General features: G+C 59.9%; 22 protein-coding genes, 1 tRNA gene and 1 riboswitch. Of the genes, 10 read left to right on the plus strand and 13 right to left on the minus strand.

The genetic code is table 11. The features are described 5' to 3' along the window. The first annotated feature begins 197 nt into the window (after positions 1 to 197). The 5 genes from AC0V6W_RS12665 (at position 198) to AC0V6W_RS12685 (ending at position 6,673) form a co-directional block, all read left to right on the plus strand. Positions 198 to 1,178 carry a hypothetical protein gene (locus tag AC0V6W_RS12665; RefSeq protein WP_486150506.1) on the plus strand — a complete coding sequence of 327 codons (981 nt, stop codon included), beginning with the start codon at positions 198 to 200 and terminating at the stop codon, positions 1,176 to 1,178. A 29-nt stretch (positions 1,179 to 1,207) separates the two neighbouring features. Then, a riboswitch (cobalamin riboswitch) is annotated at positions 1,208 to 1,416 on the plus strand. 122 nt (positions 1,417 to 1,538) lie between these two features. Further along, positions 1,539 to 3,494, plus strand: a complete 1,956-nt coding sequence (locus AC0V6W_RS12670; protein WP_486150508.1) for a TonB-dependent receptor plug domain-containing protein — start codon at positions 1,539 to 1,541, stop codon at positions 3,492 to 3,494. A gap of 52 nt (positions 3,495 to 3,546) precedes the next feature. After that, a complete protein-coding gene (gene obgE / locus AC0V6W_RS12675) occupies positions 3,547 to 4,608 on the plus strand; it encodes a GTPase ObgE (protein WP_486150510.1) in 1,062 nt (353 codons plus the stop codon). A gap of 3 nt (positions 4,609 to 4,611) precedes the next feature. Beyond that, on the plus strand, positions 4,612 to 5,733 hold the full coding sequence (gene proB / locus AC0V6W_RS12680) for a glutamate 5-kinase (RefSeq protein WP_486150512.1): 1,122 nt from the start codon (positions 4,612 to 4,614) through the stop codon (positions 5,731 to 5,733). A gap of 7 nt (positions 5,734 to 5,740) precedes the next feature. Beyond that, the gene (locus AC0V6W_RS12685; protein ID WP_486150514.1) at positions 5,741 to 6,673 is read left to right on the plus strand and encodes an NAD-dependent epimerase/dehydratase family protein; all 933 of its coding nucleotides are present in this window, start codon (positions 5,741 to 5,743) and stop codon (positions 6,671 to 6,673) included. A 100-nt stretch (positions 6,674 to 6,773) separates the two neighbouring features. Here AC0V6W_RS12685 and AC0V6W_RS12690 read toward each other — a convergent pair whose 3' ends face one another. The 5 genes from AC0V6W_RS12690 to cobA all read right to left on the minus strand — a co-directional run bounded on the left by AC0V6W_RS12690 (position 6,774) and on the right by cobA (position 10,812). Continuing rightward, positions 6,774 to 7,532 (minus strand): phosphoadenylyl-sulfate reductase, encoded by a 759-nt coding sequence (locus AC0V6W_RS12690; RefSeq protein ID WP_486150516.1) that lies wholly within the window; start codon positions 7,530 to 7,532, stop codon positions 6,774 to 6,776. Further along, on the minus strand, positions 7,529 to 7,990 hold the full coding sequence (locus AC0V6W_RS12695) for a DUF934 domain-containing protein (RefSeq protein WP_486150518.1): 462 nt from the start codon (positions 7,988 to 7,990) through the stop codon (positions 7,529 to 7,531). Before AC0V6W_RS12695 ends, AC0V6W_RS12690 begins: the two co-directional genes overlap by 4 nt. An 89-nt stretch (positions 7,991 to 8,079) precedes the next feature. Then, positions 8,080 to 9,708 carry a nitrite/sulfite reductase gene (locus AC0V6W_RS12700; protein ID WP_486150520.1) on the minus strand — a complete coding sequence of 543 codons (1,629 nt, stop codon included), beginning with the start codon at positions 9,706 to 9,708 and terminating at the stop codon, positions 8,080 to 8,082. Then, positions 9,708 to 10,007, minus strand: coding sequence for a DUF2849 domain-containing protein (locus tag AC0V6W_RS12705; protein WP_486151629.1), 300 nt, complete (start codon positions 10,005 to 10,007; stop codon positions 9,708 to 9,710). The genes AC0V6W_RS12700 and AC0V6W_RS12705 overlap by 1 nt, the downstream gene beginning before the upstream one ends. 1 nt (position 10,008) lies before the next feature. After that, on the minus strand, positions 10,009 to 10,812 hold the full coding sequence (cobA, locus tag AC0V6W_RS12710; RefSeq protein WP_486150522.1) for a uroporphyrinogen-III C-methyltransferase: 804 nt from the start codon (positions 10,810 to 10,812) through the stop codon (positions 10,009 to 10,011). Positions 10,813 to 11,016: 204 nt separating this feature from the next. On the opposite strand from cobA, the gene AC0V6W_RS12715 reads away from it, so the two are divergent. Beyond that, the gene (locus AC0V6W_RS12715; protein ID WP_486150524.1) at positions 11,017 to 11,766 is read left to right on the plus strand and encodes a hypothetical protein; all 750 of its coding nucleotides are present in this window, start codon (positions 11,017 to 11,019) and stop codon (positions 11,764 to 11,766) included. A 17-nt stretch (positions 11,767 to 11,783) separates the two neighbouring features. Here AC0V6W_RS12715 and AC0V6W_RS12720 read toward each other — a convergent pair whose 3' ends face one another. From AC0V6W_RS12720 to AC0V6W_RS12735, 4 genes are read right to left on the minus strand one after another with little or no spacing between them, the layout of a single operon-like run. Further along, positions 11,784 to 12,932 (minus strand): mechanosensitive ion channel family protein, encoded by a 1,149-nt coding sequence (locus AC0V6W_RS12720; RefSeq protein WP_486150526.1) that lies wholly within the window; start codon positions 12,930 to 12,932, stop codon positions 11,784 to 11,786. Further along, a complete protein-coding gene (gene metC, locus AC0V6W_RS12725) occupies positions 12,932 to 14,152 on the minus strand; it encodes a cystathionine beta-lyase (RefSeq protein WP_486150527.1) in 1,221 nt (406 codons plus the stop codon). Before metC ends, AC0V6W_RS12720 begins: the two co-directional genes overlap by 1 nt. Then, positions 14,149 to 15,006, minus strand: coding sequence for a sulfurtransferase (locus AC0V6W_RS12730; protein WP_486150528.1), 858 nt, complete (start codon positions 15,004 to 15,006; stop codon positions 14,149 to 14,151). The genes metC and AC0V6W_RS12730 overlap by 4 nt, the downstream gene beginning before the upstream one ends. A gap of 40 nt (positions 15,007 to 15,046) precedes the next feature. Beyond that, a complete protein-coding gene (locus tag AC0V6W_RS12735; protein WP_486150530.1) occupies positions 15,047 to 16,381 on the minus strand; it encodes a hypothetical protein in 1,335 nt (444 codons plus the stop codon). A gap of 175 nt (positions 16,382 to 16,556) precedes the next feature. Between AC0V6W_RS12735 and queF the strand changes: the two genes are divergently transcribed. Next, positions 16,557 to 17,027, plus strand: coding sequence for a preQ(1) synthase (queF, locus tag AC0V6W_RS12740; RefSeq protein WP_486150532.1), 471 nt, complete (start codon positions 16,557 to 16,559; stop codon positions 17,025 to 17,027). A 124-nt stretch (positions 17,028 to 17,151) separates the two neighbouring features. Here the strand turns inward: queF and AC0V6W_RS12745 are convergent. Continuing rightward, a tRNA-Thr gene (locus AC0V6W_RS12745) sits at positions 17,152 to 17,227 on the minus strand. Positions 17,228 to 17,455: 228 nt separating this feature from the next. On the opposite strand from AC0V6W_RS12745, the gene AC0V6W_RS12750 reads away from it, so the two are divergent. Then, a complete protein-coding gene (locus AC0V6W_RS12750; protein WP_486150534.1) occupies positions 17,456 to 17,887 on the plus strand; it encodes a TM2 domain-containing protein in 432 nt (143 codons plus the stop codon). Between the two features lie 11 nt (positions 17,888 to 17,898). Here AC0V6W_RS12750 and AC0V6W_RS12755 read toward each other — a convergent pair whose 3' ends face one another. Both AC0V6W_RS12755 and AC0V6W_RS12760 read right to left on the minus strand, forming a co-directional pair. Next, positions 17,899 to 18,795, minus strand: a complete 897-nt coding sequence (locus tag AC0V6W_RS12755; RefSeq protein WP_486150536.1) for a hypothetical protein — start codon at positions 18,793 to 18,795, stop codon at positions 17,899 to 17,901. Further along, positions 18,792 to 20,138, minus strand: coding sequence for a replication-associated recombination protein A (locus tag AC0V6W_RS12760; protein ID WP_486150538.1), 1,347 nt, complete (start codon positions 20,136 to 20,138; stop codon positions 18,792 to 18,794). The genes AC0V6W_RS12755 and AC0V6W_RS12760 overlap by 4 nt, the downstream gene beginning before the upstream one ends. 104 nt (positions 20,139 to 20,242) lie before the next feature. Between AC0V6W_RS12760 and AC0V6W_RS12765 the strand changes: the two genes are divergently transcribed. Beyond that, positions 20,243 to 20,878 carry a PadR family transcriptional regulator gene (locus AC0V6W_RS12765; RefSeq protein WP_486150540.1) on the plus strand — a complete coding sequence of 212 codons (636 nt, stop codon included), beginning with the start codon at positions 20,243 to 20,245 and terminating at the stop codon, positions 20,876 to 20,878. A gap of 136 nt (positions 20,879 to 21,014) precedes the next feature. Continuing rightward, a complete protein-coding gene (locus AC0V6W_RS12770; RefSeq protein ID WP_486150542.1) occupies positions 21,015 to 21,446 on the plus strand; it encodes a hypothetical protein in 432 nt (143 codons plus the stop codon). On the opposite strand, the gene AC0V6W_RS12775 is transcribed toward AC0V6W_RS12770, so the two are convergent. Further along, complete coding sequence (locus AC0V6W_RS12775) at positions 21,443 to 22,633, minus strand: glycosyltransferase family 4 protein (protein WP_486150544.1); 1,191 nt, start codon at positions 22,631 to 22,633, stop codon at positions 21,443 to 21,445. The genes AC0V6W_RS12770 and AC0V6W_RS12775 overlap by 4 nt on opposite strands. Positions 22,634 to 22,640 lie beyond the last annotated feature (7 nt).

The following is a 22,640-nucleotide window of genomic DNA, read 5'->3' on the forward strand; positions in this document are numbered from 1 at the left end:
TTAAGTTTTCGGAGCGGCCCTAATCGCCGTTTCCGCAGGAAAAACGAAAAAAGTGATGCCCGGAGCCTAATACCTAGGCTTCGGGCATTTGCTTTGCGGCGAAGCTTGGGTAACGCGGGGATAAACCAATCCGCTTCACCCTCCATAAAGGCTGGGTTGGGCAACCTCGGCTTGGTGGGATAGACAAAGGTCGCTTCATGATGACAACAGACACGACATCGCCGTTAAAAACTGCCGCAATTTCCGCCAGCCGCGATGCCAAAACGGCGCGCAAGCCCCGATCCGCTGTTAAGCTTGCCGTCATGGGTGCAGGCGCTGCTTTGCTCAGTGCATGCGCGACCACTCCACCGCCGCCGCCACCCCCGCCACCACCACCGCCGCCACCTGTGGTCGAAGCGGTGCCGTATCGTCCGCTCCCGCCATCTGGCGCGGCCTATGTGATGACGATCCCGCCTTTGGGCGCGGACGGCAGGCGCATGACAGTCAATCGCAATCTGAGCGATGATGAACTGGTGTGGCATTTCCGCTCTGGCTGGAATGTCGCCGCGCTCAATTGTTCAGCGGCGCGCTATCAACCGATCATTGATGGCTATTCGCTCTACATCAAACGCTATGCCAAGCCGCTGAAAGCGGTGAATGACCGGATGGACCGGGTCTATCGCGGTCAAAACTCCAGCCGCCGGGCAGCGATTATGGAGCGCGAGGGCAATATGACCAGCGTTTACAACTTCTTCGCTCTGCCGCCCGCACGCGCGCAATTCTGCCGCGAGACGCTGGATATCTCCAACCGATTGCTGGCCGCGCCTGATGTGGACCCGGAGGCATTTGCGCGCGATAATTTCGTCCAGCTCGAACGCGCGTTTGAAACCTTTTTCAACAATTATGCGGCCTATCAGCAAAGCTCGGCTGAATGGGATGCGAAATATGGCGCGCAATATGGCGCTTCGCAGCCCGGCTGGGTCGCTGTGCAAAGAGCCAAAGCGCGCGGCGTTGTCGTTCCCTCGCCCGGGCAGGGGGCGACCAATCCCGGTGCGACATTGGCAAACCCGGCTGCTGTATCAGGAACGGTGGCCGATCCGGCAACCGGGACGCAGGTTCCCGTCATCCCGACCGATACTGAGTTCGTATCCCAACCGGTCACCCAGCCAATAGCGAGTGATGACAGCGGCGATCAGTAAGGCTCTTGCCCTTGGTATCATCGCCTTTTAAGGCGCTGGCACACACCGGTAACGGGAATGCGGTGCGGCGCGCTCTTTTGGGCATGCCAATTCCGCAGCTGTCCCTGCAACTGTAAGCGGTGAGTGTCTTTCTCGCGCATGCCATCCGGCATGCACCCACTGGGCGACAGGCTTGGGAAGGGGAGAACGGGCGCACTGACCCGCGAGCCAGGAGACCGACCGGAGTGTGTCGCTTGTGGCCGCTCTCAGGGATTGGGGAGGCGCGGATACATTTCGTTTCGAGCGACGATACGTGTGCGCCGTGTGGGTAAATCCCCGCACGGTGCGTTTGTTGACGCTTGAACGAACGGGATATCCGCAATGAAACTAAAAAACCTTTTGGCAGGCGCGTGCTTCGCGGCGCTTTGCTCAGCCAGCTCCGCTTTTGCTCAGGATCGGCGAGATGGTGTTTGCTACATTACCGATGATGAGAGCACGCCTGAACTCGAAACCTTGTGTTATCCCGGAAGAGTGATCCTGGTTCCGGGTAGCCGGACTGGGCAATTGGCCGTGGGAGACTACACCGGCTCTGCCACGCTCATAACGCCTGACCAGATCACCCAGCGCCAAATCCGCAATGTCGAAGATGCCTTGCGCGATGTGCCCGGTGTCGCGGTTGCCTCTACGCCCGGCCAAACCCAAATCCGCCTGCGCGGTTCTGAGGCCAATCATGTGCTCGTGCTGGTTGATGGGATTGAGGTTTCCGATCCCGGCAGCGGCGAATTCGACATCGGCACTTTGCAGGCCGAAATTGGCAGCCGCCTAGAGGTTTTGCGCGGACCGCAATCCGCGCTTTACGGCAATGATGCGATTGGCGGGGTCGTTGCTTACCAAACCGCATCGGGCCGCGCTTTAAGCGGTGTATCAGCGTTTCTCGAAGCGGGCACTGATGACACATTCAATGTCGGCGCGCGCGCGGGGTTTGCAGGGGATGAATGGGATTTGGCGCTGTCGGGCATTGTTGTCAGCACTGATGGGCAGCCCAATGCGCGTGGGGGGCTGCGCGATATCGGACGCGAAAGCGCAGCGTTGTCGGGCAAAAGCTCAGTCAATCTCGCTGACAATGTCACCTTGCGCGCAGTTGCCCGGTACTCATCGGCAGAGGGGCGATTTAACGAACAGGATTTCGCCTTTGGCAGCCCCACATTCGGCCTTGTCATCGACAGCCCCGGCACCAGCTTTGAAAGCGAGGCGTTCTCCGCACTTGTCGGCGCGCGTGTGGCCGCGCTGAACGGCGCATGGACGCATGATCTGTCCGCACAGATCACCGATGCTACGCGCGATACGGTGCAGCCCAATGGCTTTCCCAGCGGAACGGAAAGCGACCGGTTCAAAGCATCCTATGTCACCGCCTATGATTTTGGCGGCAGCGAACACAGCGTAACCTTTGCAGCTGATTACGAGCTTGAAGGGTTCAACAATGTCCTGACTTTCGATGATCGCAATGAGGTGGAAAATATCGGGTTTGTCGGCGAATATCGTTTTGCAGGCGACCGCTTCGACCTCTCTGCCGCTATTCGCCACGATATCAATGACCGGTTTCAGGATGCGACCACGTTTCGCGTGGGCGCAGGTTACCAGATCACCGACGGCACGCGTGTAAGAGCAGCCGCGGGATCGGGCGTTAAAAATCCGACGCTGAATGAATTGTTCGGCTTTTTCGATGGCACCTTTATCGGCAATCCTGATTTGCAGCCTGAACAATCGACCAGCTGGGAACTAGGCGTGGACCAGAGCTTTGCAGATGGCGATATAGCGGTGTCAGCCACTTATTTCCGGGCCGAGCTGGATGATGAGATTTTCACCACCTTTCCCCCGCCAACCTTTATCGCCAGCCCCGGCAATCGCGAGACTCAAAGCGATCAGCAGGGCGTGGAATTGGCGATCACGGCCGATTTGGGCGCGGGCTTCTCTTTTAACGGGGCTTACACGTTCCTTGATGCAGAAGAGGACGGCGCGGAAGAAGTGCGCCGCCCCGATCACATCGCCAGCGCGGTGCTCAATTGGGAAGCGCCGGGCGAACGCTTTGCTGCCAACCTTGCGGTGCGGTATAATGGCGAGGCGAAGGATCTGGATTTCAGCACTGGCGCTTTCCCGGCTCCGCAAACGACGCTAGATGATTACACGCTCGTCAATTTCAACGCGCGGGTGACCCTGACAGACGATATCGCGCTGTTTGGCCGGGTCGAAAACCTGCTTGATGAACGCTATGAACCCGTCTTCAGCTTCGTCGCTCCGGGGCGCAGCGCGCTTATCGGGATACAGGCAGGGTTCTAAGCTCTCGCTTAAGCTCTCGCTTTCTGGCGGGGAAATGCATACATGCGCGCTTATGCATTTCCTCGACCAAGCCAAAATCTATATCCGATCAGGAGCCGGCGGCCCCGGCGCGGTCAGCTTTCGGCGCGAAAAATACGTCGAATATGGCGGTCCTGATGGCGGCAATGGCGGCAAAGGCGGCGATATAATTTTCGAAGCGGTCCAGGGCCTCAACACTCTAATTGATTTTCGCTACGCCCAGCATTTCAAAGCCAAGCGCGGCAATCACGGGCGTGGGCGCGATCAGACGGGCGCGGGCGCAGATGACCTTGTGATTGAAGTGCCTGTGGGCACGCAGGTCTTGTCAGAGGACAAGGAAGACATTCTCGCAGACTTCACCGAAGTCGGCCAGCGCATCACCATGCTTGAAGGCGGGATGGGGGGACGCGGCAATGCGTCTTACAAAAGCTCCACCAACCGCGCCCCGCGCCAGCACCAGCCGGGTGAGCCTGCGCAGGAAGAATGGGTGTGGCTGCGGCTTAAACTGCTCGCGGATGTGGGGCTTGTCGGGCTTCCCAATGCGGGCAAATCAACGTTCATCAATGCGGTGTCCAATGCAGGCGCAAAAGTGGGGCATTATGCTTTTACAACGCTTGTTCCAAAGCTTGGCGTTGTGCGGCACCGCGCACGCGAATTTGTGATCGCGGACATCCCCGGCCTGATTGAGGGCGCGGCTGATGGGGCCGGAATTGGCGACCGCTTCCTTGGCCATGTAGAGCGCTGCCGGGTGCTGATCCATCTGGTCGATATTGCAGGCGATGATCCAGCCGAAGCTTTGCGTATCGTGCAAGATGAGCTCGCCGCCTATGGCGCAGGTTTGGAGGATAAACCCCAGCTGATCGCGCTCAACAAGCTTGATCTGGCCGACAGCGAATTGGGCGATGCATTCGCGCAGGAATTGATCGCTGCGGGGGCTGAGAAAGTGTTCAACATCTCAGGCGCAACCGGCGAAGGGATTGATGCGCTGATGGATGCGGTGCTGGCATATCTACCCGACCGCACTTCGACCGAGACCAAAGCCAATGAGGTTGTGGACGAGGAAGCGGACGGCGCGGCCGAATGGTCGCCAATTTGAACAATGAGCGCGCACTCCCTTAAAGACATCGCAGCGGCCCGGCGGCTGGTTGTCAAAATCGGCAGCGCGCTGCTGGTCGAAGACGGCAAGCCTGCGCTTTCGAGGCTGCAATCCCTGGCGGATGAGATCGCCCAAATGCGCCGCGCAGACAGCGAAGTGATCGTGGTCAGCTCGGGCGCAATTGCCTTGGGCGCGGCTTTGCTGGGTCTGCCCAAAGGCGGGCGCGCCAGCCTTGCCGATGCGCAGGCGGCGGCGTCTGTGGGGCAGGTGGCTTTGGCGCAATTATGGGCTGATGTTCTGGGGGCGCATGATTTGCAGGCCGCGCAGATGCTGGTGACGCTGGATGATCTGGAGGATCGGCGGCGCTACCTTAACGCGTCGGCCACTTTGGAACGTCTGCTCGAACTGGGCGCGGTGCCGGTGGTCAATGAAAATGACAGCGTAGCGACCGAAGAAATCCGCTTTGGCGATAATGACCGCTTGGCCGCAAGGGTCGCGCAGGCGGCTGGTGCGCAGGCCGTTCTGCTGCTTTCCGATGTAGACGGCCTGTATGATCGCGATCCGCGCGAGCCCGATGCTGCGCTTATCCCGGTCGTCGAAGGGGTCACGCCAGAGATTATCGCGATGGCGGGCGAGGATTCGTCTTCGGGCCTGGGATCAGGCGGGATGAAAGCCAAATTGCAAGCCGCCCGGATTGCCGAACGCGCCGGCATTACGCTCGCGATTATCAACGGTACGGGTGAACGCGCGATCACCCAAGCTTGCGAGACCGGGCGCGGCACCGTGTTTGTCCCTGTGCGCGATGACAATGCCCGCAAGAGCTGGCTCGGCGGAAGGCTCGCGCCCGAAGGCGTGCTGAGCGTGGATGCGGGCTGTGTCGAGGCTTTGAGCAAAGGCGCAAGTTTGCTCGCCGCTGGCCTGACCGAGATCGAAGGTGAATTTGAACGCGGCGCGCTGGTAAGCCTGCACGGCCCCAAAGGGGAGCGATTGGGGCAAGGATTGGTCGAATATTCAGCCGCCGAATGCCGCGCGATCCTTGGCCTGAGCCAAGGCGATCAGGAAGCCGAGCTTGGCTACGCACCGCGCGCCGCTGTCGTCCACCGCGATCATATGGTGCAAGGGTGATTTTGGGATGAGCGACCCGCTGACGCTTGCGATAACAGGGGCGACCGGGTTTGTCGGCAGCGCAGTGCTCGATCATGCTCTAAGCGCCGGACACACTGCGCGCGCGCTCACCCGGCGCGATCAGGCAGGGCGCGATCAGCCGGGGCGCGATGGCGCGGAGTGGGTGAACGGCACTTTGGATGATAAAGCGGCCTTGCGCACATTATGCGAGGATGCTGATGCGGTCATCCATATTGCGGGGCTGACGAACACGCCGGACCCTGCCAATTTTGAAGCGGCCAATGTCGGCGGCACCGCCAACATGATCGCAGCGGCAAAGGCCGCGCGCGTAAAGCGGTTCGTCTTTGTCTCATCGTTATCGGCGCGAAAGCCGGAATTGTCCGCCTATGGCGCATCCAAAGCGCGTGCAGAGGAATTGGTGCAGGCGAGCAAGCTTGATTGGACAATGGTGCGCCCGCCTGCGGTGTACGGCCCGCGCGATACCGACATGTTTGAGCTTTTCCGGTCGGCGAAAATGGGTTTGGTCCCGCTGCCGCCGCGCGGTGCGACATCCATCATCCATGTGAGCGATCTGGCCCGGCTGCTTGTCGCGCTGGCGCAGAAACCACGGCTCAAAACCATTTACGAACCCGATGATGGGCGCGAGGGTGGCTGGTCGCATCAGGAACTGGCGCAGGCCATCGGGCAGGCGGTTGGCAAACGGTCGGTCTTCGCGCCTCATTTGCCGGAAACCGTGTTGAGAGCAGCTGCCAGCGCTGACAGATTGCTGCGCGGTGACAAGGCCAAGCTGACTGCGGATCGCGTGGGCTATATGTGCCATCCCAATTGGGTCGCGCGGTCTGATCGCGCTGTTCCCGGCACCGTGTGGGAACCGCAAATCGGCGGTGAAGACGGCCTAAAACAGACGGCGGATTGGTACAGAGCCAAAGGTTGGCTTTAAGAATGATGGTGCGAATCCCCGCGAAGTTGGGGATCTCTAACTGGCGGCGCTTTATCGGTGGAGGGCCCCGCCTTCGCGGGTGCTCACACGAGGCAGAGGATCACAGGAACGGTTCTTCGCCCGGCTTGTGGATGCCGCATTCGGTTTTGTCCCAGCCTTTCCAGCGTCCTGATCGCGGGTCTTGACCCGGTGCGACTTTGTGCGTGCACGGCTCGCAGCCGATCGAGGGAAACCCTTTGGCCACCAGAGGATGCGCTGGCAGGTCATGCTCCGCAAAATAGGCTGCGATGTCATCGGCTGACCAATCGATCAGCGGGTTAATCTTCAGACGGCCTTGCGCGTCCGATGTGTCCACTTCAAATCGTGGCAGGTTTGCGCGGGTGGAGGATTGGAACGCTTTGCGCCCGGTAAAGCTCGCGTCATAATCAGCCAGCGCTTTTTCAAGCGGTTTGACTTTCCGAATTTCGCAGCAGCCATCGGGATCATACGACCATCTAAGGCCCGTTTCATCCTTTGCTGCGATCTCGTCCGCATCGGGCGTTAGGATTTGCAGATTGGTGAGGCCAATGCGCTTTGCCAGCAGATCGCGATATTCCAGAGTTTCGGCAAAATGCTTGCCCGTCTCAAGAAACAGCACCGGGATGCCGGGATCAACTTCAGCCACAAGGTGAAGCAAAACAGCGCTTTCCGCGCCAAAGCTGGAAACGATCGCAATATCGCCTGCAAGATTGTCCTTGATCACACCTTCGAGCATTTCGTGCGTTGATGACCCGCGAAACATCCGGTTGAGGCGCACCGCGTCGTGCTCTGAAAAGCGCGGTGCGATATCGAGCCGGTCAATCTTGCGCACTTCGTTCATTGGCCTGTCCCATGACGCAATTGCTGGATTGTCGCGCGGCCATCGACCGTGCGCTGATAGACATTGTCCCATGTGGCAAAGGCGCGTTTCGCATCCGCTTCATCAAGCGGTGTATCGGGCGCAAAGGCGTCAAATCCGCAGCGGCGTAGATGCGAAAGCTGGTCAATCCCAATGTCGCCCACCGCGCGCAATTCGCCCGCGAACCCCGCCTCGCGCAGGATGCGTGCGGAGGAATAGCCGCGCCCATCGGTAAAGCTGGGGAAGGTCACTTCAACCAGCGCAAGCCTGTCCAAGAATGGCAGCAACGCGCGCGCATCATCGCCCGGTTCGATTCGCACAGCGGTCGCGTTGGTCTGATCGCAGCACGCATCGACGGTTACGGTGCCGTGATCGACCACTTCGTCATCGCGGAAACGGAATTGCACTTCGTCAGGAGAGGTGCCGAGGTTCTCAGTCATTCCCGCCTCCTTTAGCGGCCATCGCGCTGGCAAAATCTGTGTGGAGATGGACCGAACGCGCCGAACCGGCAACGGTCCTGAGGCCGGTTTCAACCATAGAGCGCCTCCTTAAACGGGGCCATGCCGATCCGGCGATAGGTGTCGAGGAACCGTTCCTCTCCTTCGCGCGAGGACAGGTAGACATCGGTGACTTTCTCCACCGCGTCGATCACGCCGTCCTCATCGAAACCGGGGCCGGTGATCTTGGCAAGGCTGACATCCTCAGCCTCGGACCCGCCGAGCGACAATTGGAAGTTTTCCTTACCCTTTCGGTCCACGCCCAAAATGCCGATATGGCCCGCATGATGGTGCCCGCAGGCGTTGATGCAGCCTGAGATTTTGAGCTTCAATTCGCCCAGGGTTTCGGTTTTGCCCTTATCGGCAAAGCGCTGCGAAATGCGCTGGGCAAGCGGGATCGAACGCGCATTGGCAAGCGCGCAGTAATCCAGACCGGGGCATGCGATTATGTCTTCGATTGTGTCGAGATTGGGCGAACTCAAATCAGCCGCATCCAGAGCAGTCCAAAGCGCATGCAGATCAGCGATACGAACATGCGGCAGCACCACATTTTGCGTGTGCGTGATGCGCAGCTCATCAAAGCTATATTGCTTGGCAAGATTAGCCATCAAGCGCATCTGATCGCCTGTTGCATCGCCGGGGATGCCGCCTACAGGCTTTAGCGAGATGACGGCCGAAACATAGCTGTCATGCCGGTGGCGATTGGTGTTGCGGTCCACCCACAGCGCGAAATCGGGATCGGAGCGGTCCACCGATTTGGGGCCGTCTTCGAATGCGGGTGGGGCAAAGAATGTGCGCAGCCGTTCAATCTCGGCCAGAGGCGGTTCAACGCCTTGATCGAGCATGTGCGCAAATTCTTCTTCGACTTGCCGCGTGTATTCATCCTTGCCCAGTTCGTGGACGAGGATTTTGATGCGCGCTTTATACTTGTTGTCGCGCCGGCCATAGCGGTTGTAGACGCGCAAGGCGGCCTCAGCATAGGTGATGAGCTGATCGACCGGCACAAAATCGCGGATCATCGGAGCGATCATCGGCGTGCGGCCCATGCCGCCGCCAGCAAAGAAGCGCGCGCCAACCTTGCCATCCTGCTCGACGATCTGAATGCCGATATCGTGCAGCCGCATCGCAGCGCGGTCTTTCTCGCTAGCGATCACGCAGATTTTGAACTTGCGCGGCAGATAAGTGAATTCGGGGTGAAAGCTCGACCATTGCCGCAGCAGCTCGGCATAGGGGCGCGGGTCAATGAGCTCGTCATGCGATGCACCGGCGAAGTGATCTGACGAGATGTTGCGGATGCAATTGCCCGAGGTCTGGATGGCGTGCATCTCAACCTTGGAAAGCTCTTCCAGAATGTCGGCTGCATCTTCCAGTTTGATCCAATTGTACTGGATGTTTTGCCGGGTGGTGAAGTGGCCATAGCCGCGATCATATTTATCCGCGATATTGGCAAGTGCGGTCATCTGCCCGGAATTGAGCGTCCCGTATGGGATTGCGACACGCAGCATATAGGCGTGCAATTGCAGATAGAGGCCATTCATCAGCCTCAATGGCTTGAACTGGTCTTCGGTCAATTTGCCATCAAGGCGGCGCTGTGCCTGATCGCGGAATTCCGCAACGCGGGCATCGACCATGGCTTGGTCATAGCTATCGTACTTATACATCAGATAATCCAGTCGAGCGCTTCAGGGTCTTTGGGTTTGAGCGTCAGGTCAGGCCGCACTGTGGGGCCGAGTGCGCGCACGCGGTCCTTGATATGGGCAGGGCGCACGCTGCCGTCATCTTCGCGTGTCGCCTCTATAATGTAGGGCACATTGACGCGGCGGGCGGCTTCTTCGCGGGCAAGGATTTCCTCGCCTTGTTCGCCCACATCAGCCGCATCGTCCACATATCGGGACCAGCCAGAGCCGGTCCACCAGGTGACATCGCCGGTTTTCAGGTCGTTGCCTGTGAGCACTTTCATCTTATTCACCCGTCATCCCAGCGGAAGCTGGGATCTGTTTGAGGATTGCGCCCAACTCGGAACGATCCCAGCTTTCGCCGGGATGACGAGGGAGGCGCGCGGTTACATCGCCGATCACAATCAAGGCAGGGCTTTTGATCGCCTGTTCGCGCACCAGATCGGGCAATCCAGCGAGCAATCCGCGCACCACGCGCATTTCGGGGCGTGCGCCGTTTTCGATCACAGCCAGCGCCGCGTCAGGAGCAAGGCCATCTGCCATCAGCTTTTCGGCAATCTGAGGCGCGGTTTTAACGCCCATATAGATAACGAGTGTGCGCCCTTTTCCAGCCAGTCCCGACCAATCCTGATCGGACAATCCCTTGCATTGGCCTGCGACAAAGCTGACAATGCTGGCCGCATCGCGGTGAGTCAGCGCGATCTGGGCTGCGGCAGCTGCGCCATTGGCTGCTGATATGCCGGGAACGATTTCTACCGGAACACCGGCGGCGCGCGCATCTTCTGCCTCTTCCCCGCCGCGCCCGAAAATCAGCGGATCGCCGCCTTTAAGGCGAACCACATCGCGGCCAGCCTTGGCTTCGCTGATGAGCAAAGCGTTGATGTCATCTTGAGGAAGAGTGTGCCGCGCGCGTTTCTTGGCAACCGAGATCAGCCGCGCATCGCGTCGCGCCATTTTAAGAATTTCAGCGCTGACCAGCCCATCATGGACGATAACTTCAGCGCGCTCAATCAGCCGCGCAGCGCGCAGGGTCAGCAGATCAGGATCGCCGGGACCTGCGCCGACAAGATAAATGATGCCTGTTTTCATGGTGCCCAAATGGGGCAGGGCACCCAGCTACGCCAGTGAGAATGGATTGGGATGCGTGAAGGAAAGCTATTGCCATGCGAGCGGGCGGCGCCCTGGCGTTCAAAATCCGGTAGGCTGCGCAGAACCCCCTAGCCATGGGATCACGCGAAATTTCTGCGCTCAATTCAGAAGAAGGCGTTTTCAATCGCTTATAAGGAGTTTCCTGTGCCGCGTCGCTTTACTTTCATTGCAATTCCTTTTGCCTGCCTGACCATCCCCGCAGCCAGCTTTGCGCAGGACCAGGCGGCCAACACTGCCGCATTATCAGAACCTGCCCCTGCCAGCCCGAGCGCGGATGCCCCCGTTTTGGCGTCGCAGCCTGCTCCTCTCATCGCAGTTCAGCCCGCTGCGCCTGCGACCGATTATCTTCCCGCAAACACCGAAGTGCGCCTGCGCATGAACCAGACGGTGACGACAAAGGGTAAAACCTGGAGCGAAGGCGATACCTTTTCGCTGAGCGTGACGCACAATGTCTTTCACAATGGCTATATCATCATCCCCGAAGGCGCGCGCGCGATTGGCCGCATCACCTGGCTTACGAGCAAGGGAGCGTTCGGCAAGTCGGGCAAGATGGATGTCGAACTTGAATATGTCGAAGTAAACGGCCGCCGGATCGATCTGGAAGGCACATACCGCCAGGAAGGCGAAGGCAATACGGTCGCCACGATTGGCGGCGTGATTGCCGCAGGCGTGTTTGCAGGGTTTATCACGGGCCGCAGCGGGACCATACCCCAGGGGCGCGAGCTCACGGCCTTTACCGAAAAGGCGATGCCGGTGGTGCTTCCCAAACAGGCTGTTCAAACGGCGCAGCCTGCTGCGAGCGCTCCGGCTGCTGTCCAAACAGCGCCGCAGCAGCCCGCGCAAACCGCTACCCCGCAGGCAAGCGGAGGTCTGGTGGCATCACCCGGTTGGTGAGCGTTAGAAGCGCGCCCCTAAGCTTTGCCTGCGCTCATCAATTCGACCAGCTGATCGAGCTGTTTGGATGAGCGCAGGTGAAGATCGCGCTGCGGGAAGGGAATCTCGACATCGTGTTCTTTGAACAATTGCCAGATCCGCATATAGACATCGGACCGGATATTGGCGAGCCCGCCTTCGGGATCCTCGATCCAGAACCGAATTTCGAAATTCACCGAATTGTCGCCAAATTCCATGATGTTAACGCGCGGTTTCGGGCGGGGCAGAATGCGGTCTGTTTCGCTCACCGCTTGATACAACAGCTTGGTCACCAGATCGAGGTCGCTGTCATAGGACACGCCCACCGGCGCTCTCACGCGCACTTCCTTTGACGAATAAGACCAGTTCACCACCTGATTGATCATTAGGTTTTCATTGGGAATAAGGTGCTCTGTCTGATCGCGAGTGATCACGGATATCGCGCGGATGCCGATCTTGCGGATTTGGCCCACCGCTTCATTACCAGCCTGATCGGTGACCGAGATGACATCGCCCGGCTTGATCGATTTATCGAGCAGGAGCAGAATGCCTGAGATGAGATTGCCGAAGGTTTTCTGAAGGCCAAAACCAATCGCCAGACCAAAGGCACCGCCAGCAAAGGCTAGGGCGGTTAGATCGATGCCCAGCAGATCAATCCCGATCAGAAATGCAACCGCCCAGATGAGAATCGTGCTGAGTTTTTCGGCAAGCAGTTTTTGGGTGCTGTCAAACCCTGTGACCCGGCGGATGAGATTGCGGCTGATGCGGGTGAGCAGCCATGCAGCGGTCATCACCAGCGCGATTACGCCAATCACCAAAATCACATCGAGCAGCGAGATACGGATGCTGCCAAGCTCGAAGGCCCAGTCAGCCATCCAGCCCAAAACAGCGCCCGCCGTTTCGCTTTGCGCGCCGACCCCTTCGACCAGATCGCCAGATGCACCAATGGCTTCGGCTACGTCGCCGCCATCTTCTGACTGGGATGCGGCTGTATCGGATGCGCTTTCGCTGCCACTATCCTCGCTGCCCGCATCGGCTGTACCTGTTTCGCCTGTCCCTGTTTCGCCTGTTCCTGTTTCGGATGTGCCCGTTTCGGGCACGTCGGTCTCGGTGGCATCGGCAGGTAGAGAAGCAGTCGTGGCAGTCATCAAATATCCAATTTTGCAAGGGCCTGTGCCAGATCTGCGATCAGGTCAACCGGGTCTTCAAGACCAATCGATAGGCGAATAGCGGCCCCTGCACCAGCGCTTGTTGGGGCATTCATGGCGGAACGGTGCTGGTGCGGGTAGATTGGCAGCACGAGGCTTTCAAAACCGCCCCAGCTGTAGCCAATGCCAAACAACGCAAGCGCATCGGCGACGCGCGCGCTGGCATCGGGATCATCGCCCTCAAGGACAAAGCTGAACAGACCGCAGCCGCCGGTAAAATCGCGCAGCCACAATTCGTGGCTCGCATCACCGGGGCGCATCGGGCACATGACCTGCGCGATCTGGGGCTGATTGTGGAGCCATTCGGCAATCGCAAGCGCGCTTTGGGTGGAGCGTTCCAATCGCACCGCCATGGTGCGCAATCCGCGCGCGGCCAATGCAGCATCATCGGGCGAGACAACCTGCCCCAATTCCTGACCTGTACGGCGCAGCGCGCGATACCATCGCTCGCCTGCCGATGCGCTGCCCATCATCAAATCCGAATGCCCGCCAACATGTTTTGACAGGCTTTGCATGACGATGTCGCAGCCATGGGAAAGCCCAGCGAAACCAAGCCCGCTGGCCCAGGTGTTGTCGAGCAGGCTGACCGCTCCTGCGGCGCGCGCGGTTGCGGTGAGCGCGGGGATGTCGCACACTTCCATTGTCAGGCTGCCGGGGCTTTCCAGCCACACGGCGCGCGGGCTGGTTTGGGCGACCAGCGCTTCAAAAGCCGGAATGTCGAGCGGATCAAAGAAGTGATGCGCCACGCCCATGCGTTTCAGCAGCCCCATCGCCATTGCGCGCGAGGGATCATAGGCGTTGTCGGTTACCAGCAGCGTATCGCCGGGTTTGAGCACTGCCAAAAGGCTCCCTGCAATCGCTGCCACACCGCTGGGATACAGCACTGTGCCATGCGCGCCGGGCTCCATTTCGGTGAGCGCCTGTGCCAGCGCCCATTGTGTTGGCGCGCCGCGGCGGCCGTAGAAGAAATCGCCATCCTCATTCGAACCCAAGGCCGCCTTGCGGTCGGCCTCGCTCGCATAAAGGTGCGTCGATGCGCGCCATATGGGCGGATTAACAACGCGCCCGGTCCATTCTTCGCGCCGCCCTGCATGGGTGATGCGAGTGGCTGGGCTCAGATCCTTGTCTGCGCCTTTTTCGGTGCCGCCTGGATCGCTCATTTAGCAGGGCCCACCGCTTTGGGAGTGTCAGGATCGGCGCTCCATTCCATCCAGCTGCCATCATACAAAGCGGCGTCTTGCTTGCCGATCAGATCAAGCGCGAACAGCAGCACGCTGGCCGTGACACCGCTGCCGCACGTGGTGGTGATGGGGCGGTCAAGATCAACGCCTGCCTCGTGAAAGACTGCGCGCAGCAGGGGCGGGGATTTGAATGTGCCATCTGCTGCAAACACGTCCCCAAATGGCACGTTGAGCGCGCCGGGTATGCGGCCATTTGTGCCGCCATGGACGGGGTCTATCCCATCGCCAAACACGCGATCAGCGCTGCGGGCATCGACGACTTGCTGCGTCGGGGTTTTAAGATTGGCGAGCATATCGGTCTTCGTCATGGTCCGCACAGGCGCGGTGCCTGCGCTGTTATCGGCCGCCAAGTCTGGCGCGGTGCCGCTCTCAAGCGAGCGGTTTTCGGCGCGCCACTTGGCCAGCCCTCCATCAAGGACCGCGACATCGTCAAATCCGTGCGCTTTTAAGGCAAACCAGGCGCGCGCGGATGTTTTCACCGCGCTGTCATCATACAAGACAATCCGGTTGCCTGGCGCAATGCCAAGCGCGTTGAGCCGGGCATCTACCTGAGCTTTATTGGGCAGGGCGGCGGGCACGTCAGATCCGCTGTCGGTAAAGCTCTTCAAATCGAGAAACAGCGCGCCCGGTATATGCGCGGCTTCGTATTCTGCGCGCGCATCCCGGCCGGCGGCAGGCAGATGCAGCGATGCATCCACCACTGCGATATCCGGCTGGTCAATGTTGCCGGCAAGCCAGTGGGCCGTGACAAGCGATGGAAAAGGGTCACTCATAAAGCGAGGCGTAGCGTTCGCCGCCGCTCCCGCCAAGACCTCATGCCGCTTTGGCAGCGGCTCCATCGGCTTTGACCTGACGGGCCAGCAAGCCCGGAACGCTGCCCGGCGGGATATCGAGCGCAATCGGGTGGAGCCTTCCGGCGCTTGCCATGCTGGGCGTGCCGATCACGAAACTGCGCGTTTCATCAGGCGATCCGGCGCGGGCGAGGGTGATTTGCGCAAGCGGGATAAACAGCGGTTTTTGCCCCTGCCGCAGGGGCTGCACTTCGCTCAAAGGCAGAGTCAGCTGCGCGGTGATGGTGCGGCTTTGATTGGGTCCGATGCGATCGAGCGTTTCAAGCGCGTTGGCAGCTGAGCCTGTGGCGGGCGCGGTGGCGCTGCGCTGTGCGCATACCAGCGCGCCGGAGACCGCGATATCGCGCACCGCATTATCAGACCGATTGGCGAGAGTGAGGCGGCAATCCAGCGTGAACATCATCAGCGAACGGGTCGCGCCTGCAATCTCAAGCTCAAGATCTATACGCGGCGGCGGCGCAGGTGCAGCCGGCGCGGCGGGCGATTTTCCAGGAGATTTGGCGGGTGGGGGTGTATTGGCACGGGTTTGCGGCTGCTGCGCTTCGGGGGCGAGGGGCGGGGCGGTGACAGGCGGTGCCGGGGTAGCCGCCGGCTGGCGCGCGGCAGTTTTGCGCGCGCGCAATTGCCACGCGGCAATCGCCGCGGCTGCGCCAAGGCCCAGTGCAATCAGGGCCCATAGCCACAAGGGAATGCCGCCAGGTTGCGCTGCGGTTTCGGATGCAGCGTCAGGAACGGCTGCGGGCGGGGCAGTAACAGGACTGACTTGGCCTGCGTTCTGAGGTGACGAACTGTCTTGCGGCACGGTGGGCGCAGGCGCGCCTGGCGCGCTTGCTTCAAAGCCTTGAGCGGACGGCGCACCGCCTTGCCGTGCAGGCTGAACAGGCCGCGCCGCCGGTACGCTCGATGCAGGCGCGGTCGATGCAGGCGCGCTCGCACTTTCACGCTCCCCTGCCGCCTCAAGCTCAGGCTCACCGAGAGGTTCGATTGCCGCCTCATCAATTGGCGCAGGCGTGTCTGATGGGGTGGGCGCAGGCGTTTCGGTGGGGATCGAGCGCGGCGCAATCGGCACGCCTGAACGCACATCGACGGGCCCTTGCGGAGCGGGCGTTGGCGTCGGCGTTGGTTCGGGCAGGGAAAAACCGCCCGGCGCGTTCTGCGCCTGCGCCGCCCCATCAGCGAGCGGGCCTGATCCCGCTCCAATCCCCACACCGGCCACAATCGCCAGCGCAAGCGCGCCGCATAGGCGGCGGATCAACCGAATGCGTCGAGCGGAAAAGGGGCGATCAAAATGCGTCATCACAATGGTTGGTCGAAATAAGCCTAGACCCGGCAATATGAACGGATTGACAAAACCGGGCTGTCGCATCGGCGATTGATCCGATGCAGGCCCGCTTTCACCGCAAATAGGGGATCTGATCGCTGCGTCCAGTAACGCGCTTGCATGACGGCATCTTTCGCGGCAACAGCGCGGCATGGAAAGCACACAAGACCCCGCCACAGCGCCCGCCTTTTTGGGCAAGGATACCCCTCTGCCGCAATCGCCGGAAGATGCGGTACTCGATTATGTTCCCAATCCGCGTGCAGGCGCGCTGTTTCTGGTGCGTTTTGCCGCGCCTGAGTTCACCTCGCTATGCCCAGTCACCAATCAGCCCGATTTCGCGCATCTGGTGATCGATTATGCACCGGGTGAGACAATTGTCGAATCCAAAAGCCTCAAGCTGTTTCTGGGCAGTTTTCGCAATCACAACGGCTTTCACGAAGATGTGACCGTGGGCATCGGTCAGCGGCTTTATGACGAGATGAAGCCGCAATGGCTGCGCATTGGCGGGTATTGGTATCCGCGCGGCGGCATTCCCATCGACGTGTTCTGGCAAAGCGGCGCCCCGCCCGAAGGCCTGTGGCTGCCCGATCAAGGCGTAGCGCCCTATCGCGGGCGCGGGTGAACACCGCGCCAAGCCTGAACCCAAACCAACCGAGCATCCCAAGCTCGTAAGGCCGACCGGCCGCCCGCAGATGCCCGTAGCCGGACGAAGGGCGGCGAAGGAACAGCATCGAGGAAAAAGAAAATGGTGCCGGCTGCACGATTCGAACGCGCGGCCTGATGATTACAAATCAACTGCTCTACCAACTGAGCTAAGCCGGCCCATTATCTTCGCGATTTTCGAATGAATCGCATCGCGAAGCGCGCGCCTAGCCGCAAAGGGCCAGCTTTGTCCAGATGGCAATCGAATCTCTTTGCATTTCCTTTGCCATATCGAAATTTGCCGAGCGGCCTGTGTCGTTCATCGAACAAGCGGGCGGCTTCGCCATTTAAGCCTTGTCTGCGCAGCCCTTAAGATACATCGTAGCTCCAAGCAAAGGGACTGAGCACGTGGACCACAATCGAGAAATAGATGAGGCGTTTGAAGCCAACAGCAAATCGGTCGGGGTGGCCTATCTGTTGTGGTTCTTCTTCGGACTTTTGGGAGTGCACCGCTTTTATGCAGGCAAGACCAAATCGGGCGTGGTGCGCTTGCTTTTGTGGCTGATCCCTTTTGTCGGGTGGGCCATTCTTGGATTGCTGTGGATCATTGATCTGTTCCTGATCCCATCCATGATCGGCGAACAGAACCTGAAAGCGCTCAAGCTGATCAATGCAGGCGCGGCGCAAAACCCGCAGGCTTTGCCCGAACCGGGCCCGCAGGATATTGCGCCCGAAAATCTCGATCCCAAACGCAAAGCGATGCTCGAAGAATTGCGCGCCACTGGTTATCGCAAAGAACGCCGCGACCGTTTCAGCGGTGATTTCAGCGCTCTTCGTTAACAAGAGCGGGGTTAAAGCGCGCCAAATGTCCAACCCTCGGTCCGCGCGATGTGCGCGGTGAGCGCCTTTGGCCTCCAGCGGGCCGGTTCGCGGTGCACTTTGCGCAGCCATGCAGCAGTGATCAGCGCGTCGGATGAATGATCATCAATCGCGCCTTCGCCCGCAACCGGCGGTGATCCCAGACAATCAAGCGCTGCGTTGAGCGCGCCAAACCTGCGGATTTTCGATTTGCCCGGCGCGCGGCCTGCTTCTGCTGCGGCAAGGGCGGTGTAAATCTCGCAGATGACGCTGCCGTTGGCTGAGCCATTTTCTGGCAGCGGATCAATCGGCCACACGGGCACTTGCCACGATAGCTGGTGCAAAACCCGCATTCCCGTGAGCGAGCTTTTGCCAACCTGCGCCGCGCCGACAAGATTGAAATTGGAATAGGGTTTCAGCCCCATCGCGGCCTGCGCGTGCTCCGTAACGCGCAATCGCCCGCGCCCGCCTTGGGCCGGGTCAGCGCGAAAATGCGCGCCTTCGCGCCCGCCATGACGGCGGAAATAGGGGGCGAGGGCCGGGTGATCGGTAAAGCTGTTTGCGCCCAAATGCGGGTCGGCGGCGCTGATCTCGTCGATCATAGCCCACAGATCGCGCGCGCTGGCAGGGCTGGTTGCAAGGCCGGGGAAAAACGCGCCGCAATCGGCAAAGGGAAGACCAATGCCAAGGTCCATGCCAATCAGCGTGTTGGGAGGTAAATCCTCCCGCAAAAGGGTAAGCACTTCGCCGCGCGACCAGCCTTTTTGAGGAGGCTTGACCAGAACGGGCGCGCCGCCGCCAATCGCCGCAAAGGCTAGCGCAATCCCCTTATGCCTTTCTCCTGCTGCGCCTGACCAATCGATGGCGAGGAAATGCTCAAAATCTCTCATGAATTTTGTTCTTCGCCGCGCTGCGTCCGCAAACTGTCCCAATATTGCATCCGCTCGCGCACTTTGCGTTCAAAGCCGCGTTCAACCGGCGCATAGAATTGCTGCGGCTCCATGTCCGCGGGCCAGTAATTGTCGCCGGAAAACCCTTCATCGGTGTTGTGGTCATAGGCATAGCCTTCGCCGTAGCCGATATCTTTCATCAGCTTGGTCGGCGCGTTGAGGATATTGGCAGGCGGCATCAGGCTGCCGGTTTCGCGCGCTGTTTTAAAAGCGGATTTTTGCGCGGCATAGGCGGCGTTCGATTTGGGTGCGGTGGCGCAATAGAGGCAGGCCTGAACAATTGCGAGCTCGCCTTCGGGGCTGCCGAGGAATTGGTACGCGTCTTTTGCAGCAAGGCACTGGGTGAGCGCTTGCGGATCAGCAAGGCCAATATCTTCGCTCGCAAACCTGACCAGACGGCGCAGCACGTAAAGCGGTTCTTCCCCGGCGGTCAGCATGCGCGCAAGGTAATAGAGCGAGGCCTGCGGATCGCTGCCGCGCAGAGATTTGTGCAGCGCGCTGATGAGATTGTAATGCCCATCGCGGTCCTTGTCATAAACAGCGACGCGGCGTTGCAGGAATTGGCCGAGAGCAGCAGGATCAAGCGGATCGCGCAAGTTTGCATTATATAGCGTTTCAGCCTGCCCCAGCAGAAAGCGGCCATCGCCATCCGCGCTCGCGATAAGGGCAGCGCGCGCATCTTGTGTGAGGGGTAGGGGGCCTTCAAGCGTCTCAGCCCGGGTTAGCAAAGCTTCCAAGGCCTTAGCGCCAAGCCGTTCCAAAATCAGTACTTGCGCGCGGCTTAACAAGGCGGCGTTGAGAGCAAAGCTGGGGTTCTCAGTCGTCGCGCCCACCAATGTCACCGTGCCGCGTTCAACAAAGGGCAAAAACCCATCCTGTTGCGCGCGGTTAAAACGGTGGATCTCGTCCACAAACAACAGCGTCTTGCGTCCGGCATCGGCCATTTTGTCAGCTTCGGCGAAGGCTTTTTTAAGGTCGCCAACGCCGGAGAACACCGCGCTGATCGATACAAAGCGCAGCCCCACCGCATCGGCCAGAAGGCGGGCAATACTGGTCTTGCCCGTGCCCGGCGGCCCCCACAGGATCATGCTGGAAAGCTTGCCCGCCGCCACCATCCGCCCGATTGCGCCCTCTGGTCCGGTGAGGTGTTCCTGCCCGATCACGCCGCCGAGTGAGCGTGGGCGCAAACGGTCAGCCAGCGGGGCATCATCGCGCGGCGCGCTGGCGGCGTTTTGCGCTCCGTCACCTGCGGCAGGTGCATCATTTCCAAACAAATCAGCCATTGATCGGGCGTGATAGGCCGCTCGTCGGAAAAAGCCATATGGGGCTTGAAGTGATGCATCCACGATATATCTTTACTATCATAAGACGTATCAGGAGAACGAATATGACCCGGATGAATGGTGGAAACTGGTCGCAGCTTGGCCCGATGATCGCGATGATGGCAGCCTCTGCCGCGAGCGAGTGGGACGATGGGGCGCGCCGGTCGCGCAAATCGCAGGGTTGGTATGATGGCGGCAAATCGCGCAAGCGGCGCGGGCGCATGTTCGGCACAGGCGAATTGCGCCTCGCTTTGCTGGCGCTGATCGACCGGGAGCCGCGCCATGGCTATGAATTGATCCGCGCGATCGAGGATATGACCGGCGGCAGCTATGCGCCAAGTCCGGGCGCGGTGTATCCCACGCTGCAAATGCTCGAAGAAGAAGGTCTGATCAAACCGGCCAAGGCAAAACCGGCCGCCGGCGATGAGGGCAGCAGCAAGAAACCGTTCAAGCCCACCAAAAAGGGCAAGGGCGAACTTGAAGACCGCGCAGAGGAAGTCGAAGAATTGATGGCCCGGCTGGGCGAACACGGCGAACGGGCGGAAAAGGTGAAAGAGAAGTCACCCGATCTGTGGCGCGCTATGGGCAATCTTGCCAATGTGCTTAAAAACCGGGCGCGGGCAGGCAAGCTTGATCAAAAGGCATTGGATGAGATCGTCGATATCATTGACGAGGTGTCCAAGCGGATTGAACGGATGTGAGCCGAACCGGGCCAGCTTGACCCCTTTGACCCCTGTCTGATCTCCTCCTGAGCCCCGGCAATTGCCGCGCGCGCCATAAATCTATACGATCCTCTGCAACCGGGTCGCGCTGGTTTAATCCGATCGGGGGATTGGGATGAGTATCACACAGAAAACACCGTGGCATCTATGGGTCGTGGGCGGGCTTAGCCTGCTGTGGAATTCCGGCGGCGCGATAAGCTACACCATGACGCATCTTGGCATGCTGGAAGCGATGGGTATGCCGCCTGAGCAGATCGCTTTTTACTCCAGCTTTCCCGCCTGGGCGACCGCCGTTTGGGCGCTGGGCGTGTGGGGCTGTTTTACCGGATCGCTGGCGTTGCTCCTTCGCAGCCGATTGGCTGTGATCCTGTTTGGCATTTCGATCATCGGCCTCATAGGCACGACGATTTTTAACTGGGGGATTTCTGATCTGCCCGCCGAATTGAAAACCGGCGGGCATATCGCGTTTGCCGCTGCCATTTGGGTGGTCACCATCGCGCTGTTTTTCTACGCAAAGGCCATGCAGCGCGCGCGGGTTCTGCGTTAAACGGTTTCCGCTTCGCTGTTTTGTAGAGCGCGGCGGTCTTCGATCAAGCGGACATAGGTTTCGGCAACCACGCGGTTGATCGCTTCCCAGCTGAACAGCTTTGAACGTGCCTCCCCTGCTGCCCCGTGGCTTTCGCGTAACGCGGGATCGGTGCAATAGGGGGCAATCGCTTCGGCCAGGCCCGCTGCATCGGGCTTGCCATCGGCCAGCGGCACCAGCCGCCCTGACGCGCCGCAATCCACCAGACTGGATGCGCCAGTTGCGCCCGCCGCGACGACAGGCAATCCGCAGGCCATGGCTTCCAATGTCACATTGCCAAATGTTTCGGTGATGGATGGGTTAAGGAACACATCCCCGCTTGCCAAAGCTGTGCCAAGGTCCGCGCCCGTTTTGAACCCTGCGAAAATCCCGCCGGGTAGATTATCCTCAAACCATCCGCGCGCAGGGCCATCGCCGATCACCAACACTTTGTGCGGCACCTGGCGTTTGCGCAATTGGACGATGGTTTCGGCAAAGACATCCAATCCTTTTTCCATCACCAGCCGACCCAAAAACACAATCGCGACATCATCATCGGCAAGTCCAAGGGACCGCCGCCAATCCAGATCGCGCTTGCCGCTGGAAAAGATCGTGCGATCCACTCCGCGGCTCCACAGGCTGATATCGTTGTGCATGTCCTGTTCGAGCAATTCGGCAATCATGCTTTGCGATGGAGCGACCAGCGCATCGCAGCGATTGTAGAACCGGCGCAGCATCCAGATGACGGCAGGTTCGGCAAAGCCAAGCCCATAATAGCGCGGATAGGTTTCAAACCGGGTGTGCACCGATGCGAGAACCGGGATATCGGCATCCTGCGCCCAGCGCAAAGCGGCGTGATTGGCCGGATCAGGCGCGGACAGGTGGATGATATTGGGCGCAAACTTGGCCAGATCGCGGCGCACTTTGCCGCCTAAGCCTGTTGCCATGCGGTATTCGCCCCGGCCCATGGGAAAACCAATGGAAGGCAGGCTGATGAGATCGCCGGTTGGCTCAAACGCGGGTTTTTCCACTGTCGGAGAATAGACGCGCACTTTCGCGCCAAGGCTCAGCAAAGAAGCCACCAGCCGATTGAGCGCCTGATTGGCGCCATCGCGGGTGTAGTTATAATTGCCGCTGAACAGCGCAATGCGAAGATCGGAAAACTCCATCCCGCGC

The sequence above is a fragment of the Erythrobacter sp. JB1-7 genome (assembly GCF_057365015.1).

Bases quoted from the DNA above. Each gene is read 5' to 3' on its own strand.
- AC0V6W_RS12705 (WP_486151629.1), bottom strand. From the start codon at position 10,007: ATGAAAGTGCTCACAGGCAACGACCTGAAAACCGGCGATGTCACCTGG.
- AC0V6W_RS12720 (WP_486150526.1), bottom strand. From the start codon at position 12,932: ATGACTGCCACGACTGCTTCTCTACCTGCCGATGCCACCGAGACCGAC.
- AC0V6W_RS12730 (WP_486150528.1), bottom strand. From the start codon at position 15,006: ATGAGTGACCCTTTTCCATCGCTTGTCACGGCCCACTGGCTTGCCGGC.
- AC0V6W_RS12760 (WP_486150538.1), bottom strand. From the start codon at position 20,138: ATGGCTGATTTGTTTGGAAATGATGCACCTGCCGCAGGTGACGGAGCG.
- proB (WP_486150512.1), top strand. From the start codon at position 4,612: ATGAGCGCGCACTCCCTTAAAGACATCGCAGCGGCCCGGCGGCTGGTT.
- AC0V6W_RS12685 (WP_486150514.1), top strand. From the start codon at position 5,741: ATGAGCGACCCGCTGACGCTTGCGATAACAGGGGCGACCGGGTTTGTC.
- AC0V6W_RS12755 (WP_486150536.1), bottom strand. From the start codon at position 18,795: ATGAGAGATTTTGAGCATTTCCTCGCCATCGATTGGTCAGGCGCAGCA.
- AC0V6W_RS12695 (WP_486150518.1), bottom strand. From the start codon at position 7,990: ATGACTGAGAACCTCGGCACCTCTCCTGACGAAGTGCAATTCCGTTTC.
- AC0V6W_RS12690 (WP_486150516.1), bottom strand. From the start codon at position 7,532: ATGAACGAAGTGCGCAAGATTGACCGGCTCGATATCGCACCGCGCTTT.
- queF (WP_486150532.1), top strand. From the start codon at position 16,557: ATGGAAAGCACACAAGACCCCGCCACAGCGCCCGCCTTTTTGGGCAAG.
- AC0V6W_RS12775 (WP_486150544.1), bottom strand. From the start codon at position 22,633: ATGGAGTTTTCCGATCTTCGCATTGCGCTGTTCAGCGGCAATTATAAC.
- AC0V6W_RS12665 (WP_486150506.1), top strand. From the start codon at position 198: ATGATGACAACAGACACGACATCGCCGTTAAAAACTGCCGCAATTTCC.
- AC0V6W_RS12765 (WP_486150540.1), top strand. From the start codon at position 20,243: ATGACCCGGATGAATGGTGGAAACTGGTCGCAGCTTGGCCCGATGATC.
- AC0V6W_RS12670 (WP_486150508.1), top strand. From the start codon at position 1,539: ATGAAACTAAAAAACCTTTTGGCAGGCGCGTGCTTCGCGGCGCTTTGC.
- AC0V6W_RS12770 (WP_486150542.1), top strand. From the start codon at position 21,015: ATGAGTATCACACAGAAAACACCGTGGCATCTATGGGTCGTGGGCGGG.
- AC0V6W_RS12700 (WP_486150520.1), bottom strand. From the start codon at position 9,708: ATGTATAAGTACGATAGCTATGACCAAGCCATGGTCGATGCCCGCGTT.
- obgE (WP_486150510.1), top strand. From the start codon at position 3,547: ATGCATTTCCTCGACCAAGCCAAAATCTATATCCGATCAGGAGCCGGC.
- metC (WP_486150527.1), bottom strand. From the start codon at position 14,152: ATGAGCGATCCAGGCGGCACCGAAAAAGGCGCAGACAAGGATCTGAGC.
- AC0V6W_RS12735 (WP_486150530.1), bottom strand. From the start codon at position 16,381: ATGACGCATTTTGATCGCCCCTTTTCCGCTCGACGCATTCGGTTGATC.
- cobA (WP_486150522.1), bottom strand. From the start codon at position 10,812: ATGAAAACAGGCATCATTTATCTTGTCGGCGCAGGTCCCGGCGATCCT.